Consider the following 15,976-nt stretch of genomic DNA (forward strand, 5'->3'; position numbering starts at 1 on the left):
AGTGTCTTCCGTCTTTCTCTTACTCGAGGGGGCCCCTTGTAAAAATTAAGTTTTTGATCGAAGTTTGCGGCCCCTCGAAAATTCCTCACTAAGCTGGAGGGGAATGCACTCTAGCAAACTGATGCTATTTCACTTGGCAAATTTACCCTATTGGCTCTTTCTCGGGGCCGGCCTCGTTTGCTTGGGGCTGATTATTTTTTCCGGTGATGCCGAGGATGACCTGGATCTGGGGGAAAGCGCTCTAGAAATGGAACTCCGGCCCGACCTCGACTTACCCGAGGGAGCAGAAATGGAGAATGCCAGTATTTCCTTTCAGTTGCTGGGTTGGCTTGGTTTTGGCAAAGCGCCCTTTCTACTGCTGGTGGGCATTGATTTTAGCTTCTGGGGCATTCTGGGCTGGATGCTGAACGTTTTTCTGGGCAGTACGACGGGAAGGATGCCCACTCATTTATGGGGCCTAGGCGGCCTGGTGCTATTGATTTCGCTCGGTCTAAGCCTCTGGTTAGGGCGTTTATGCTCTCGTCCCATTGCCAGCCTGTTTGTTTCCTTTGGCCAGGATGTGAGCCAAGAACGGCTGATCGGTTGTGTGGGAACCGTCACTTCCAAAACACTTCCTTATCTTTCCAGTGGCAAAATTGGTCAGGCCCATGTCTACGATGCGGCGGGTAATTTGCTAACCATTACCGTGGCCCTGCCCCACTGGGCCCAGGTGATTCCCCACCATAACCAAAATATTTTAATTATTGATCAATCCCCCCAGAGCCATACCTATTTAGCCATTGCCAAGGACAGTTCGGATGAAGATAAATGGCTCCATCAAAGTCTGCCTTCATCCCTCGACCATCAACCCCATTCTCTAGAGGAATCCCCATGAAATTCTGGTTTGTTCTCCTGCAATCCCTCCCCCTGGCTACCTCATCAGCGGTGTTAGCGACGCCAGAACCCCAGCAGGAAATCCTCGTGGCCCAGGCCCAGCCCCTGCCGACACCTCAAGATTCATCTTTGGGTGGCCTAAATGCCCTCATTCTTTTTCCAGCGGTTATTATTTCGGTTCTTTTTTTGATTCTAATTACGATTTTTATCTATACCCGTTTCTACGTTATCGCTCCCAATAACGAAGCGATTGTACGCACGGGTGGGGTGTTTAAAAAAGACCAGTTAGTCATCCTCCACGGCGGCTGTATTGTCATTCCGGGTTTCCATGAAGTGACACGGGTTTCTTTGCGGGAAATTTCCATTGATGTGGTACGCACGGGAAATTTAGCGGTTCGTACCCAAGACTACATGCGGGCCAATATGCGGGTTACTTTTTATGTTTGTATTAACCCTGAACGCAATGATATTTTAACGGCGGCGGCTAGGCTCTCGAAAAAAGGTCAGATTTCCGCCTCCGAGATCCAAGAGGCCTTGGAAAAACGGGCCGATGATGCAATCCGAGCGGCGGCGAAGAAGAAAAAATTAGCGGAACTGGATTCAGATAAATTGGGCTTTGCCGATGAAGTTTTAAACTTGATTCAAAATGACCTCAAGAAAGTGGGCTTGACCCTCAATAATATTGCTATTTCTGAAATTGAGGAAAGTGATACCTACGATGAAAATAACTTCTTTGATGCCCAGGGGGTCAGGCTCAGAACAGAAACCATCCAGCATTCCATCCAACAAAAACGGGAAGTTGAATTAACTACTCGCGTCATTATCGAACAGAAAGAACTGGCCGCCGAAAAGCAAAGTTTAGATATTGCCAAACAAAAAGAAGATGCTAGTATTACCCAGCAAAAGCAAATTGAATTGCTAAAAATGACCCAACGCAAGGAAATTGAATCCCAAAAGGCACAACAGGAACGGGAAGTACAAGAGGCAAAAGATCAGGAATTAGCAAAAATTGAACGCAATAAAATCCTTCAGGAGCGGGCCATTGAAGAAGAGCGGATTCAAAAACAATTAGCTGTTCAAAATAGCCAGATTGCCGCCGATATCACCCTAGAGGAACAACAAAAGCAACTGAAGGTGGCCCAAGCGCTACAAAAACAAGAAGCCGAAGTGGCCGAAATTCAACGGCAGAAAACCATCGAAGCCTCCCGTCTACAAGCCCAGGCTGAAATCGCGATGGCGGAACAAAAATCCCAATTGGCCCAGCAAGCGGCGGCCATTGCCATTGCCACAAAAGAAAAGGAACGTCTAGAGGCCGATGCCCTCAAGGCCAAAGCGGAATCGGCCGTCGTCACGGCCCAGGCGGTGGAACAGGCAGAACGGGAACAACAACTGGCCCTGATTGCCGCTCAACAGGAAGCTGAAAAACGCCGTATTGCCGATCAAAACGTGGTGGAGTTAGATGTCTTCCGTCGCCGTCGCCAGGCGGAAATTGCTCGTCAGGCCGCTGAACTCGAAGCAGAATCCATCCGCACCTTAGCCGATGCCAACCAACACAAGGCCCTGGCCGAAGCCCAAGGTCAACGGGCCTTGATCGAAGCCCAAAATAGTTTAAGTACCGCTAATCGCACAGCAGAACTGATTAAAACCCTGTGGCCGGAACTGGTGGAACAATTACCGGAATTACTCAAGGCCCTGGCCCCCCAACCTGGTGTGCTCGGGGAATCCCGCATTTATTCTTTTCCGGGTTTGAACGGAGACAATGGTGCAGATATTAATAAACTATTGCTTTCGACCAGTGGCATTACCTTAATTAATAGTCTGCTCAACGAAGGGAAATTGGGAACAGTGTTACAACAGGTTAAAGGATTCTTGGAGCAAGACAAACCCCAGGAGAGCCTCGAAGCCCCTTCTTTAGTCAGTGAATCTGATCCCCTAGAGTCTGTTTAAACAGTTTAGACGAATTTTAGTTTTAATAGAGGAAATCTTAAATATGGACAGTGAAAACCTAGATTTTTTGGAAGACCCATTCCTTGATCAAGAAGCTGTCAGCGCCATAGATAACTATTTTGATCAACTTTTGACGGATTATCCTACGGGAATTAAGCCGGGAGAGTACAATTTGGAAGCGTCAATGGGCAAAGACAATGTGCCGACCATTCAACTGGTCAATAATATCTTATTCAAGGCCCTGCAAAAAGAGGCCCAAGAGTTGAGAATTATTCCGTTAAAACGCGAAATCCTCATTCGTGCTAATCAGGGAACGGGGTTTTATGAGTTGCTCAACACAAAACTACCGGTGCTCCTCATCGAATCTATCGTGAATATCATTCGCTTAAATGCAGGGATGGAAAAGCTGGCGAAAAACAAACCGGTAGTCGGCAAGATGCTCTTAATCCACAAAGACACGGTTAAGGAAGTTGTCATTAGGACATTGCCCGGTACCCACGGAACCAGTTTATCTTTATCTTTTCAAAATAAGTAAACTCAATGACGTTTTTGATTTGATAACCTGTTGGAAAGGCCCCCCGCCCCGTCAAGCTGAAACGTCCACTGGAAAAAATTTTTACCCCCACTTTTTCTGACTTGAAAACTGGCCCCTAGCAAGGAATTCAGAGGGTGATCCTTCTTTGAGAAACAAGTACCAAATTCCATGATAATACAATACTCTCAGGCTAGACGGGGGGAAATTGAGGGCCTAAACGAGGCGATGGATATTATCATTTAGGCCGATCAAAACGAGGATCATCCCCTCACTGATTTTTTCCTGGGGAGAGGGATTAATTTTAAATTTTTCCTCCGAACCAATAGCGAGAACACTAACACCGTAGTTTTTTCGTAGTTGTAGTTCCGCAAGGGTTTTATCCCAAAATTCCTCCGGGGCTAACAGTTCCACAATACTGTTTTCACAGTCGAGTCGAAAGCGGTCAACAATAGCGGGCTTGGTCAAGCGATAGGCTAGGTCTTGACCGGCCTCCTGCTCAGGGAAAACAATCAGATCCACCCCCAGCCGCTGCAATATTTTTTCGTGAATATCGGAGGAGACTTTCGCTACCACGGACTTAACTCCGCCTTCCTTGAGGTTCAAGCAAGTAATAATACTTTCCTTGAGATAATTACCGATAGCCACAATCACTGTCTCAAATTCAAAAACGCCCGCTTCCCGGAGGGCATTATCATCGGTTGAGTCGAGGGTAATGGCATTGCCCACCACGCGATCTGCCAATGCCTCAGCCACCAGTTTTTCATCTTGATCAATGCCGAGAACATCGTAGCCATTTTTGTGAAAGGTTTCACAGACAGCTCGACCAAAACGTCCCAGGCCAATCACCGCAAATTGTCGTTTATCTTGGCGAATGAGGTTTAAAAAATTGACCGTTCTCATGGCAGAAACTAAAAATACAGCGGTGTTGATTAGGGGCAAGAAAAATTGAAGAATTCAGGGACATCGAAATCCGGCCCCTTCTCCAGAATATCGTTATCGTTAACCGACGAGGAGATTTTCTTCAGGATGGTGTAGCATACTCGGTTTGGGGTCCCCAACGATGGCAGCCATCAGTAAAATAACTCCCACCCGACCGATGTACATAGTAGCAATAATCACTAATTGAGAGAGAGGGGTCAGGCTAGCGGTAATGCCCATGGATAAACCCACGGTGCCAAAAGCCGAAACGACTTCAAATAAAATGGGAACCGCTTCGAGGGAAGAATTAATTTTTTGCTCAATAAAGGTAATCAAGCTAGTTGCAATAATTACTGTTACCAGGGAACCAAAGGTGACAGCAATTGCCTTAAAAACTAGGGTGTTGGGAATAGTTCTTTTGTAGATAACGATGGTTTCTTGACCACGCAAAACGGAACGGGTACAGTTGGTCAGGATGCTGAGGGTTGTGGTTTTGATACCGCCGCCGGTACCACTGGGACTAGCACCAACAAACATGAGAATCATGGTAATTAGCAGGGAATTAATCTCCAGCTTACCGTTATCAACAGTATTAAAGCCGGCAGTGCGTGTCGTCACTGATTGAAACCAAGCTGCTAGTAATTTATCTTGCCAGCCCATAGGGCCAAGGGTTTCAGGATTTTGTGATTCAATTAAAAGAAAAGCAATAGTTCCTAAAAATAATAGAAATAGGGTGAATTTAACAACGACCTTGAAATTGAGAGAAAAACTGAATTTTTGTTTGCTCCGTAGGCGCAGTCCTTCTAACCAAAAATAACATTCAATAATAACCTGGTAGCCAATGCCGCCAAAAATAATTAGTCCTGTAATCACAAAGTTAATGATAATAGAATCATGGTAGCCCATTAAACTATCTTTAAAAAGACTAAAGCCAGCGTTATTAAAAGCACTAACACTATGGAACAGACCTAGCCAGAGAGATTCTTGAAGGGGATGATCTTGGGAGAATTTATAGGTCAGAAAGAAGGCCCCCGTTAGTTCAAAGAGCAGTGTCGTCGCAAAAATGGATTTAATTAAATTACGACTGCCTTGTAGAAAGGGACGGTCAAAGGATTCTTGAATAGCAAACTTCTGTTGTAGGTCAAACTTACGACCAATTAACAGCATTAAAAAGGTGGTGACGGTCATGTAGCCCAGTCCCCCTACCTGGACTAATAAAACCAGGATCAGTTCGCCCCAAAAGGAAAAGTAGGTATTGGGGTCAACTACACTCAGGCCCGTCACGCAGACAGCAGAGGTAGAGGTAAACAGGGCCACCAAGAAATTCCCCCAGGTTCCCGTCGTAGTAGCAAAGGGCATCGTTAGAAGCAGAGCACCAACGAGAATCACCGCCAGAAAGCCCAAACAGATACTGCGCGAAATGGTCATTCGAGGTTAGTAATGATTGAATGCAATGGGACGCTGATGGGCCGGGAGGATTTCATCGTAGAGGGCCTCCAGTTGGTCAATATTGCGGCTAAAGGTATAGCGCTCTAGCACTCGTTGTCGGGCCTTTTGGCCGAGAATTTCAGTAATTTCGGGATGATCCCGCAGCAAGGGCAAGAGGGTTTTTAATTGGGTTGTGACCCCCTGGGTATTCAAGATAATGCCGGCTTCCTCTAGGACTTCCCCATCCGCTCCGGCATCCGTCGCCAAGCAGGCCGTCCCACAGGCCATAGCCTCCAGCAGAGAAAGGGACAGGCCCTCGACCAAGGATGGCAAAATAAAGGCATCGGCCCCCCGTAGGAGTTGAATACGGGTCTCTTCCTCTGCAATAAAGCCCAACCAATGAATACCCAATTCCGGGCCGTAGGCTGACTGGAGGGCCGCCTTGAGCAGGCCATCGCCCACGATCAGTAGTTTACAATCATCCCCCATTTCCGATAGCTTCCAGGCTTTGAGCAGGGATTCCACATTTTTTTCTGGGGCAATGCGACCCAGATAGATAAATAAATGCTGGGCCCGATACTCCCGTTTGGCCCTGGACTCCCCTGGAGAATATTTCTCTACATCCACGCCATTGGGAATAATCACCAGGCGTTGACGGGGTACGCCGAGTTTGAGGAGTAAATTTTGCTGGAGATGGGAAAAGACAATCACCCGGTCGTACTGAGCTAAAAAAGGTGCGTAGAGCTGATAGGTTAGGAACTGAGTACTAGAAGAAAGATTGCGCAGGCGACTATCAAAGGGGGGATGAAAGGTGGCCACCAGGGGAATCCCCAATTCCTCACAGATTTCCGGTAAGCGAAAGTCTAGAGGAGAGAGCGTCAAGGACGCGTGGACAATATCTGGCTTGAGCTTGGCCAGGGCCTCGGCCAAAATCCGGCTCGATTTAGGCGTGGGAATGGTATAGATGGTTGACTTGAATAAGAAAGGAAGTACCACCTCGGGGCAGTTCGGTTCACTCTCTCCGGTGGTTTCTTCCTCCTGGGCGAAATGCAAAAAGCTAACTTGGTGCCCTCGGTCGAGTAAGGCATTCGTGACTTCTCGACCGTAGGTAACATTGCCACAGAACGGCGATTTTTTTCCCAGCCAAGCAATGTGCATGTTCTGAAATTGGTGGACTACTCCACCCCTGTGCGGAAGACACCGATTATCTTAGAGCAAAATTGCGGCCCTGCTACGGCTCTTCTAGCCCAAGACCGGTTCTAGGCACTGAGCAAGCTACTCATGGCCCTGCCCATGTTACTGGGTTTCAGGGCATCCACAGCGGCAGTAGGCTCATAGCCACAATGCACCATACAGTCGGCACATTGGGGATTACCACTGTGGGGGCCATAGTTTTGCCAATCGGTCTGGTCTAGCAATTCTTGAAAACTTTGATAGTAGCCTTCATTGAGTAGATAACAGGGCTTTTGCCAACCCAGTACGCTGTAGCTAGGACTGCCCCAGGGAGTGCAATCATAGTCCTTTTCCCCCACTAAGAAGTCGAGAAAAAGGGGATTATGGTTAAAATTCCATTGTTTTTTGCCGGTTTTCCAGGGTTCCAGGATTTGACGGAAAAGGGCCTTGGTTTGCTCGCGTTTGAGGAAGTGCTCCTGGTCGGGAGCCCAAGCATAGCTATAGCCAGGAGAAATCATCATGCCATCGATGCCCAGGGTTTGCAGGAAGTCGAAAAACTGCTGAACCTCTTCCGGTTTTGTTCCCTCAAAAATAGTCGTATTGGTTGTCACCCGAAAGCCCTGGGCCTTAGCGGCCTTAATGGCCTGAATTGCCTTATCAAAGACGCCGTCACGGTCAACACAGTGATCATGGTGCTCTCGCAGGCCATCCAGGTGAACGCTAAAGGTGAGGTAGGGAGAGGGTTGAAATTTTGCCAGACTCTTTTCCAGCAGAATGGCATTGGTGCAAAGATAGACAAATTTTTTGCGGGCCACCAGACCACTGACAATTTCATCGATCTGGGGATGGAGTAGGGGTTCACCACCAGGAATTGAGACCACCGGCACACCGCACTCTTCGACGGCGGCAAAACATTGTTCTGGGGTCAGATTTTGCTTAAGAATTTCCGGTGGGTGCTGAATCTTACCGCAACCCTGGCAGGCCAGATTGCAACGGAACAGAGGCTCCAACATCAGGACAAGGGGAAATCGTTTTCGGCCCCGCAGACGCTGACTAATAATATAAGTGCCAACGACGGCCGCTTGTTTAAGGGAAACTGCCATAGAACTCCTCTGACCACAATCTTTTTGGTCATTATAAAGGCTTTACGGTCATGAGTCGGGTTAGCAGACCGATGGCCCCACCCGCTAGCACTAACCAAGCCGAGTTCACCTTAAAACGAAACAGGACCAGAGCACTCCCCCCTGCCAGGATAATGGTCAGGGAATCAACCAGGGCCGACCGAGCCAGAACGAACGTGACCACCGCCATCAGACCCAGGGAAGCCGCATTGACTCCGTCCAAAAAGGCACTAAACCGGACTGACTTTCTCAGGGCCGTTACCCAAGGATGCACAACAAAAACGAACACAAAAGATGGCAAAAAAATACCGATGGTTCCCGCCAAGGCCCCACTATTACCTGCCAGCAAGTAGCCAATAAAAGTTGCCGTGGTAAAGACTGGGCCGGGAGTCACTTGGCCAATGGCAATCGCATCTAAAAGTTGCTGAGAGGTCAACCAACCCAAGCGTTCCACCAAATCCCGCTGGAGAAAAGCTAGAAGGACGTAACCACTGCCGTAGAGAACAGAACCAATTTTGAGAAAGTACAAAAACACTTGGCCCGTACTAGCCATATTGGGCCCGACCGAAGAAGTTGGGATACTAAGGAATGTCGGGGGAAAGAACCACAGGCCTTGTAGAGGATGGCTTGGCCGACGCCCCGTTTTCCAGAGCAAAATCCCTAATCCCGCCAAAAGAATCAAGCCAATTTCTGGCCCGCCGAGGGCCGCCGCGATAACTACCCCAACGGCCGCGATAATTGTCGGCCGGTCTTTCAGGGCCTTTTGACCCAGTTTATAGAGGGCCTGGATAATCACCGCCAGGATCACGGGCTTGACCCCGTAGAGGAGCCAATCCACCTGAGGTACAGCCTGATAACGGACGTAAGCCATGGCCAACAACCAAACAATAACCATGGCCGGCAAAATAAAACAGGCCCCGGCCACCATCAGGCCCGCTACCCCGGCCTGTTCATAACCAATGTGAATCGCCAATTCTGTAGAGTTTGGCCCGGGGATCAGGTTAGTAACACCCAGCAAATCCAGCAGTTTTTCTCGACTCAGCCAACGGCGGCGTTGCACCACTTCTTCATCCATCATGGCGATGTGGGCCGCGGGGCCGCCGAAGGCCAAAAATCCTAATCGCAGAAAAACCTGGGCTAGTTCGACCAGGCTGGCTTTGGGAGAATCATTTTCGTCAGCATCAAATTCTATTGGAGGCTGTTGAGGCATAATGCTTCAATGCTAAGGTCAATCAAGCTAGTCACTTTTTACGTTTGAGATTATCAGCTTTTGGCCTAATCTTGTGATCACTGTATCAAAGATTACTTTGAACGACTTCCAAAGCCTCTTTCTCCTCTATTGTATTGATCAGCAATTGATTCTAAAAAAGCCGTTAATGGATCGTGCTCAATCAATTCATTAGAATAAAGAGTAATTAAATCTCTCTCATAAAGTCTTAATCTTTTGATTAAAAAGACTCGGCAGAATTGTAATTTTTCATCTTGTTTATCGGCTTCCAAGATTCCAAAAACTGTTTTTTTATAAGTCTGCTGAAGCATCATTAGACCGTCTTCATTTAACGCATAGATCGGCTCAGAAGCAAGTGTCATTAGACTTATACTTTGCCACATCCAGTCTGGAATTTACATCACAGAGGCTTCCAGCAAATAGCCATTGACTCTCAAACGTTTACACCCTGACATGGCCAGGTGTTGAAATTTCTTACCAAATACCTCCCATTTTTGGCTATAGTTTTTTCTGGTAGAAAAAATACTATTAATGATTCCTGGAGTAGCTCTAGAATCAGATTCTAAAACTAATTTGCTTATTCGGCTTGTATCAATTGCTATATTAATAACTGGCAGTCCAAGGATTTTTTTCTGAAACCAGTAATCCTTTTCGTGTAGTTGATTCTCCTCAAAGATCTTTAAGTCTTGTTTTCTGGGTTCTTCGACTCCCAAGATAATGGCAAATCCAAATAATTTGATTAATGTTTCTCTCAGAAGTGTTTCTGGTGGTCTTGTCTTTTGATGTTTAACTTGACTAGAATTTAAATGAGGATTATGGTAATCAATCTCTCTCTTTTTAAGTACATCCAGGGATTCTTTTGGGCATAATTGATAAGCGATTTTGAAGTTTTTGTTTTTTGAAGCAGATAGTTGAAAATGTCGATGATGATTTTTTCCTTTCCATCGTGACTTCAGGTTAATTGCTTGACCAATATACCAAATAACGTTTGTGTCATCTATGACATAGTAAATGCCTGAAGCTTCGGGTAGCTTCTCTCGTTCTTGGTAACTATTCCTCTTACGTCAAACTGGGCAAGTTGTTTTTGGGATGATCGCCGAAAACCCTATTCGACAAAGATTGTGGCGAATGTACTGAATAAGATATTATCGACCATGGTTGTCAAGTCTTGAAAATCCTGAAACGCTTGCTTAGAGAGGTTTCTTGTGCGATGCTAATTTTTTTCCTTCCGAGATAGATGAAAGAGGGCTATAGCTGTTTAGATTGACAATAATACGGCTCGACTGACTGAAATCCTTTGCCAGCAAGCTTTTCCTTGTTCGTGATTGTCCCATAATCAACTAAATCAGCTATAACAGAAGGCAGTTTATGCAGTAAATTATTAGGTTCTATGAAATGATAATCCTCTACCTCTAATCAATAAAAAAGTCTTCCCAAAAAGAGAAGACTTTATTAATGATTTTAGAATTTAAAGCAAACACACCCTAGGCTTAGTAGGTTTCAACGTGCCAGCGGTGCTCTTTCTTCATTTGTTTTTGGAAATCAGACCATTTAACCCCATTCTGTTCAGCTAGGGCCGTGAAAGCTTCATCAATGCCGGGTTCCATTCCCTTCAAACCACACATGTAGGTATGGGTTTTGGAGTTCTGCATTAATTGCCAGAGTTCTTCAGCATTCTCAGCGACCCGGTGCTGGATATACATCCGGCCGCCTTCGGCATTTTGTTGTTCTCGGCTGATGGCATAGGTCAAACGGAAATTATCGGGGAATTCCGCCGCTAGTTTTTCCAAATCATCTTTATAAAGAATGTTGGGAGACTTGGGAATACCAAAGATCAACCAAGCTAGGCCCCGGAATTTATAATCTTCGTGCTGTTCCTTGAACATCCGCCAGAGGAAAGCTCGGAAGGGGGCAATCCCCGTTCCCGTCGCCAACATAATGATATTGGCATCCTCATCCGGGGGAAGAAGCATTTCTTTACCGACCGGGCCAGTAATACGCACATCATCTCCCACTTGTAAATTGCAGAGGTGGGTAGAGCAAACCCCATAGACTTTTTCACCAGTTTCAGGGTTGTCGTACTCTAATTGACGGACACAGAGGGAAACGGTCTTGTCATCACCAAAATCACCGTGGCGAGTGGAGGCAATGGAATAGAGTCTAAGTTTATTGGGTTTTCCTTTATCATCGGTGCCTGGAGGGATGATCCCAATACTTTGGCCCTCTACATAGCGCAGGTCTCCCCCTGACAGGTCAAAGGTCACATGCTGAACAATACCAATTCCCCCTTCACCCACCAGGGAATAGTTTTCTACGCATTTACCGACAAAGGGATTGTTGGGACGGTAGAGATTAACAGGAACGTCCGTTTCTTTTGTTTTCGTCGTGGTCATAGATTTACTGGGCTGTGGTTCTGCACTGGGCGATGACACCACACTTGCCGCCGCAACTGCTTGGCCAGCTTTCTCCGCTATGGCTAGCGAAGTTTCCGCATTTAAGGGTTTTATACTAACGATTTGGCCCCCGAGGCGGGTGATTCGCTGCATTTCTTGGTTCATTCGTTTGAGTGGAACCGTGATAAAAATGCTACCACTGCGACGAATCGGATAATCCATACCATCCGTCATGGTGCTCTGACTCAGTCCCTTGACTTCGTACACAAATAAGCGATTCCCAGAATCGGTTTGACAGGATGATTTTGCCACGAAACCTGGACTATACATTGTTTGACTTTCTCCCTACTCAAACTGACAGTATTTTAAAGAGCGGTACTCTTTAGCCTACCATCGTCCGGCGATGGCCGTTGTAGGGAGGACAAGTGTAGGTATGCCACTGGTCTAAGATAGCAATTTAGACCCGCTCAAACTGTTGTCTTGATAGCGATTCCTGCCCTTTACAAAGCAGGTAAACCATGAAAATGCCAAATCTTGTAGAAGAGAATACAGTCTGATAGAATCTCTAGGTAGTCTGTGGGAATTGGCTGAATCTCTCTCAGGTACTGAGTTACAGGACCTATCCACTGTTATCCTAGCGAGTACTCAACAGGAAAATGTGTAGATCTTGACAAGAGACAGCGGAACCCATAGGCTCAGGGTTAGCTCTCGACTTTTTTTGAGAGGGCCTGTTTGCAATGGAAACCGGGTTAACAATCAGTTTTGCATTATAGAGGGAAATTATGACCACTCCGTTAGACCGCGTGGTTCTTATTGGTGTTGCCGGAGATTCCGGTTGCGGTAAGTCAACTTTTTTACGTCGCTTAATAGACTTGTTTGGCGAAGAGTTTATGACAGTGATCTGTCTAGACGACTACCATAGCCTGGATCGTCAAGGAAGGAAGGCCGCCGGTGTAACGGCCCTAGATCCTAGAGCCAATAATTTTGACCTAATGTATGAGCAAATTAAAGCGCTCAAGAGTGGTCAGTCGATCATGAAGCCGATCTACAACCATGAAACTGGGATGATCGACCCCCCCGAAAAAATTGAACCGAATAAGGTTGTTGTCATCGAAGGTCTGCACCCCCTCTACGACGAACGGGTCCGCGAATTGGTTGATTTTGGGGTCTATCTCGACATCAGTGAAGAGGTTAAAATCAACTGGAAAATTCAACGAGACATGGCAGAACGGGGCCATACCTACGAAGATGTCCTGGCTTCCATCAATGCCCGTAAGCCCGACTTTACGGCCTACATTGAGCCACAAAAACAGTACGCGGATGTTGTCATTCAAGTTCTGCCGACCCAGTTGATCGATGACCACGAGAGCAAGCTCCTGCGCGTCCGTCTGGTACAAAAAGAAGGGGTTCAATTCTTTGAACCGGCATACCTGTTCGATGAAGGTTCTACTATCGATTGGCGTCCCTGTGGCCGCAAACTGACCTGTACTTACCCCGGCTTAAAAATGTATTATGGCCCTGATAGTTTCATGGGCAATGAAGTCTCGATTCTAGAAGTTGATGGCAAGTTCGATAACCTCGAAGAAATGATCTACGTTGAAAGCCATCTGAGCAAAACCGGGACGAAATACTACGGTGAAATGACCGAGTTACTGCTCAAACATAAGGAATATCCCGGCTCCGAGAACGGCACCGGCCTCTTCCAGGTTCTCGTAGGCCTGAAAATGCGGGAAGTTTACGAACAACTGACAGCCCCGGAAAAAGTGCCAGCTACGGTCTAAGCAACTGAGTGGGGTATTTCCCCGTCGATCCCCCTAAGCTAGGGGGATTTTATGTTTTCCGGCTTCACTGTCACTAGGCTTAACACTCTCATGGGAAGACGTATCGTGAAACCAGCCATTCTTTATGGATTGGGAGTACTAATGATTGGGCTAGGGGTTAATCCAGCGATCCGGGCAGAATCCATCTGTCAGGTAACCGATCCAACAGGAACACCCCTTAATGTTCGCAGTAGTCCAAACGGTAAGGTAACGAGTACTCTCAAGAATGGGAGAGAAGTCAAAATCATTGATATTTCCTACGATCCCAAAGGTCGTCCCTGGGCTAAGGTCATGGTAGATCAACGAGGAAAAGCGACGGTTTTGGGTTGGGTCTTTCGGGAGTTCCTGAGTTGCTATGAACGTTAAAACAATCGTGGCGAAAGTGAGGCTAGAAAGGAGGGTCTGAACCGTGCCATTTTTACTACTCGTGATTGGATTACTCTTTGTCGGTGTGGAACTCTTCCAATGGTTCCGCTCGATTATTCTGCCGCTACCGGTGTATGTATTGGGCGGGGCCTTCTTAGCCATCGCTTCCAACTATGACCGGGGTCTTAGCCTAGTACTGGGACGAACCAACACCGTTGCACCGCCGGCCCCGGAAACTATCTCTGTGATCGTGGAACCCTCCACTCCTTCTCTTGCTTCTCCGCCCGACTCCCCGGCCCTGCCGCCTACCGACTCATGATCGAAGCCGAACACCTCAGCAAAATTTATGGGGCTACTGCCGCCATCCAAGATGTGGACTTCACCGTTGCGACGGGAGAAATCCTTGGCTTTCTAGGCCCCAATGGAGCCGGCAAGACCACTACCATGCGCATTTTGGCAGGTTATATTCCAGCCACTACGGGAACAGCTCGCATTGCCGGCTTTGATGTCCATGAGCAGTCCCTAGAAGTACGCCAGCGGATTGGCTATCTACCAGAGCATCCCCCCCTCTACCCCGACATGACCGTCGAGGGCTTTTTAACCTTTGTGGCCAGTATTAAGGGGATTCCAGCAGGAGACCGCCGCCACCGCGTAGATTCGGCATTGGAACGCTGTCAGTTGCTCGACAAGCGCCAAAGTTTAATCCGCAAACTTTCCAAGGGCTACAGGCAACGGGTCGGCATTGCCCAGGCCATCGTCCATGACCCGCCGGTGATTATCCTGGATGAACCGACGGTCGGCCTAGACCCGAAACAAATCATTGAAGTCCGCAACTTAATCAAAAGCCTGGCCCAACAACATACGATCATTCTTTCGACCCATATTTTGCCGGAAGTGAGCATGACCTGTGACCGGGTAACGATTATTAATCAGGGCCGAGTGGTGGCCACCAATACGCCGGATAATCTGCTCACCGAACTGACGGGCAATCTCAGCTATCGCCTAGAAGTGAGTGGGCCAGAGCAATTTCTAGAACCTGTTTTACAACAACTGCCTGGCATTCAGCAGATCATAATCCAGGCCCTAGAACAACCGGCAGATCGCTACACTGTTACCCTGACGACGGCCGGCCCCCAGGAACTGGGCAAAGATATCGCAGGGCTTTTAATGGCCCAGGGTTTTGACCTTTGGGAAATGCGCCGGAGCCGGCCGACCCTCGAAGATGTCTTTTTAAACCTAATTACCAGCGAAGTCCCGGCCCCGCCAACAGAAACGTCCAGTGAGGTCGAGATGAATCCACCGGATCTCAACTCTGAGGCCCCTGAGCCACCTATCCCCCCTGAGCCAACGGATTGAATAGTATGGTCATTCTTGCCAACTTGATTGCTATTTTTCGGAAGGAATTCCTGGGGTATTTTACCTCTCCTTTTGCCTACGTAATCGCTGCAGTTTTCTGGCTAATTGCTGGTGCCTTTTTTGGCCTGGTTTTAGATAACATTATTCAAAATGCAGAGCTAACTCGCCAAGCGGGAATCACGACTCCCATGGATGTTCCCAGCGAATTTTTAAGTGGTTATCTAGGGGTAATTATTTCCTTGATTTTAGTTCTTTTACCGGCCCTGTCCATGGGACTCTATGCAGAAGAACGAAAACGAGGCACCTTAGAGTTATTGGCTACTTCTCCCCTCACCAATTGGGTAGTGGCCCTAGGTAAATTGTTGGGGGTTTTAGCTTTTTTTAGTGTTATGATGTTCCCCCTTTGGGTCTATCAACTGATCATTTTCAGCGCCTCTAATCCTGCCTTTCCCTTTAGCTTGGTGTTATGCGCCAATATTGCTGTTTTGGCGGTGGCTGCCGCGGTTCTTTCCCTCGGTATGTTTATTTCTTCCCTAACAGAAAGCTCGATTATTGCCTATATTTTGACTTTTGTCTTGGTGCTTTTCCTCTGGATTATGGATGTTTTCGGCCAACGATTGGGGGGAATACCGGGAGAATTTCTGTCCAGTTTATCTCTGTTCCAGCACTACAACGATCTCGTGAACGGGGTAATTAAAAGCCAGAGCCTAATTCTGTTAGCCAGCTATATTTTCTTAGGTATTTTTCTCACAGCGCAATCCATTGAGGCCCTGCGCTTCCAACGCTCCTAGAAGGATTCAGGTTATGACATCGCAAGC

Annotated in this window: 16 protein-coding genes; 8 read left to right on the forward strand and 8 right to left on the reverse strand. The window is 47.3% G+C overall.

Going from position 1 to position 15,976, the window contains the following annotated elements; translation table 11 throughout:
- Positions 1-103 precede the first annotated feature (103 nt).
- Genes ABXS88_RS03155 through ABXS88_RS03165 form a run of 3 tightly spaced genes read left to right on the forward strand, consistent with a single transcriptional unit; the run spans position 104 to position 3,355 of the window.
- Positions 104-874, forward strand: coding sequence for a DUF1449 domain-containing protein (locus ABXS88_RS03155; RefSeq protein ID WP_353673740.1), 771 nt, complete (start codon positions 104-106; stop codon positions 872-874).
- The gene (locus ABXS88_RS03160) at positions 871-2,820 is read left to right on the forward strand and encodes a flotillin family protein (protein ID WP_353673741.1); all 1,950 of its coding nucleotides are present in this window, start codon (positions 871-873) and stop codon (positions 2,818-2,820) included. The genes ABXS88_RS03155 and ABXS88_RS03160 overlap by 4 nt, the downstream gene beginning before the upstream one ends.
- 43 nt (positions 2,821-2,863) lie before the next feature.
- Complete coding sequence (locus tag ABXS88_RS03165) at positions 2,864-3,355, forward strand: hypothetical protein (protein ID WP_353673742.1); 492 nt, start codon at positions 2,864-2,866, stop codon at positions 3,353-3,355.
- A 213-nt stretch (positions 3,356-3,568) separates the two neighbouring features.
- Here the strand turns inward: ABXS88_RS03165 and ABXS88_RS03170 are convergent, their stop codons facing one another.
- The 8 genes from ABXS88_RS03170 to petH form a co-directional block, all read right to left on the reverse strand.
- Complete coding sequence (locus tag ABXS88_RS03170) at positions 3,569-4,255, reverse strand: TrkA family potassium uptake protein (protein WP_353673743.1); 687 nt, start codon at positions 4,253-4,255, stop codon at positions 3,569-3,571.
- 99 nt (positions 4,256-4,354) lie between these two features.
- Complete coding sequence (locus tag ABXS88_RS03175) at positions 4,355-5,701, reverse strand: TrkH family potassium uptake protein (protein WP_353673744.1); 1,347 nt, start codon at positions 5,699-5,701, stop codon at positions 4,355-4,357.
- Positions 5,702-5,707: 6 nt separating this feature from the next.
- Positions 5,708-6,859 (reverse strand): glycosyltransferase family 4 protein, encoded by a 1,152-nt coding sequence (locus tag ABXS88_RS03180; protein WP_353673745.1) that lies wholly within the window; start codon positions 6,857-6,859, stop codon positions 5,708-5,710.
- A gap of 101 nt (positions 6,860-6,960) precedes the next feature.
- Positions 6,961-7,977: an adenosyl-hopene transferase HpnH gene (hpnH, locus tag ABXS88_RS03185; protein ID WP_353673746.1), complete on the reverse strand. Its 1,017-nt coding sequence runs from the start codon at positions 7,975-7,977 to the stop codon at positions 6,961-6,963.
- 31 nt (positions 7,978-8,008) lie between these two features.
- Complete coding sequence (locus ABXS88_RS03190) at positions 8,009-9,205, reverse strand: chromate transporter (RefSeq protein ID WP_353673747.1); 1,197 nt, start codon at positions 9,203-9,205, stop codon at positions 8,009-8,011.
- Positions 9,206-9,297: 92 nt separating this feature from the next.
- Entirely contained in the window at positions 9,298-9,585 is a 288-nt protein-coding gene (locus ABXS88_RS03195; RefSeq protein ID WP_353673748.1) for a hypothetical protein, read from the reverse strand.
- Positions 9,586-9,618: 33 nt separating this feature from the next.
- Positions 9,619-9,936 (reverse strand): hypothetical protein, encoded by a 318-nt coding sequence (locus ABXS88_RS03200; protein WP_353673749.1) that lies wholly within the window; start codon positions 9,934-9,936, stop codon positions 9,619-9,621.
- 777 nt (positions 9,937-10,713) lie between these two features.
- A complete protein-coding gene (gene petH, locus ABXS88_RS03205; protein ID WP_353673750.1) occupies positions 10,714-11,946 on the reverse strand; it encodes a ferredoxin--NADP reductase in 1,233 nt (410 codons plus the stop codon).
- A 452-nt stretch (positions 11,947-12,398) separates the two neighbouring features.
- Here petH and ABXS88_RS03210 point away from each other — a divergent pair, with 452 nt between their 5' ends.
- From ABXS88_RS03210 to ABXS88_RS03230, 5 genes are all read left to right on the forward strand, one after another.
- Positions 12,399-13,397 carry a phosphoribulokinase gene (locus ABXS88_RS03210; RefSeq protein WP_353673751.1) on the forward strand — a complete coding sequence of 333 codons (999 nt, stop codon included), beginning with the start codon at positions 12,399-12,401 and terminating at the stop codon, positions 13,395-13,397.
- Positions 13,398-13,502: 105 nt separating this feature from the next.
- A complete protein-coding gene (locus tag ABXS88_RS03215; protein WP_353673752.1) occupies positions 13,503-13,802 on the forward strand; it encodes an SH3 domain-containing protein in 300 nt (99 codons plus the stop codon).
- Positions 13,803-13,845: 43 nt separating this feature from the next.
- Positions 13,846-14,121 carry a hypothetical protein gene (locus ABXS88_RS03220; RefSeq protein ID WP_353673753.1) on the forward strand — a complete coding sequence of 92 codons (276 nt, stop codon included), beginning with the start codon at positions 13,846-13,848 and terminating at the stop codon, positions 14,119-14,121.
- Positions 14,118-15,158, forward strand: a complete 1,041-nt coding sequence (locus ABXS88_RS03225; protein ID WP_353673754.1) for an ABC transporter ATP-binding protein — start codon at positions 14,118-14,120, stop codon at positions 15,156-15,158. Before ABXS88_RS03220 ends, ABXS88_RS03225 begins: the two co-directional genes overlap by 4 nt.
- 5 nt (positions 15,159-15,163) lie before the next feature.
- Positions 15,164-15,949 carry an ABC transporter permease gene (locus ABXS88_RS03230; protein ID WP_353673755.1) on the forward strand — a complete coding sequence of 262 codons (786 nt, stop codon included), beginning with the start codon at positions 15,164-15,166 and terminating at the stop codon, positions 15,947-15,949.
- Positions 15,950-15,976 lie beyond the last annotated feature (27 nt).

Source organism: Synechocystis sp. LKSZ1 (genome assembly GCF_040436315.1).
Lineage (GTDB): Bacteria > Cyanobacteriota > Cyanobacteriia > Cyanobacteriales > Microcystaceae > Synechocystis.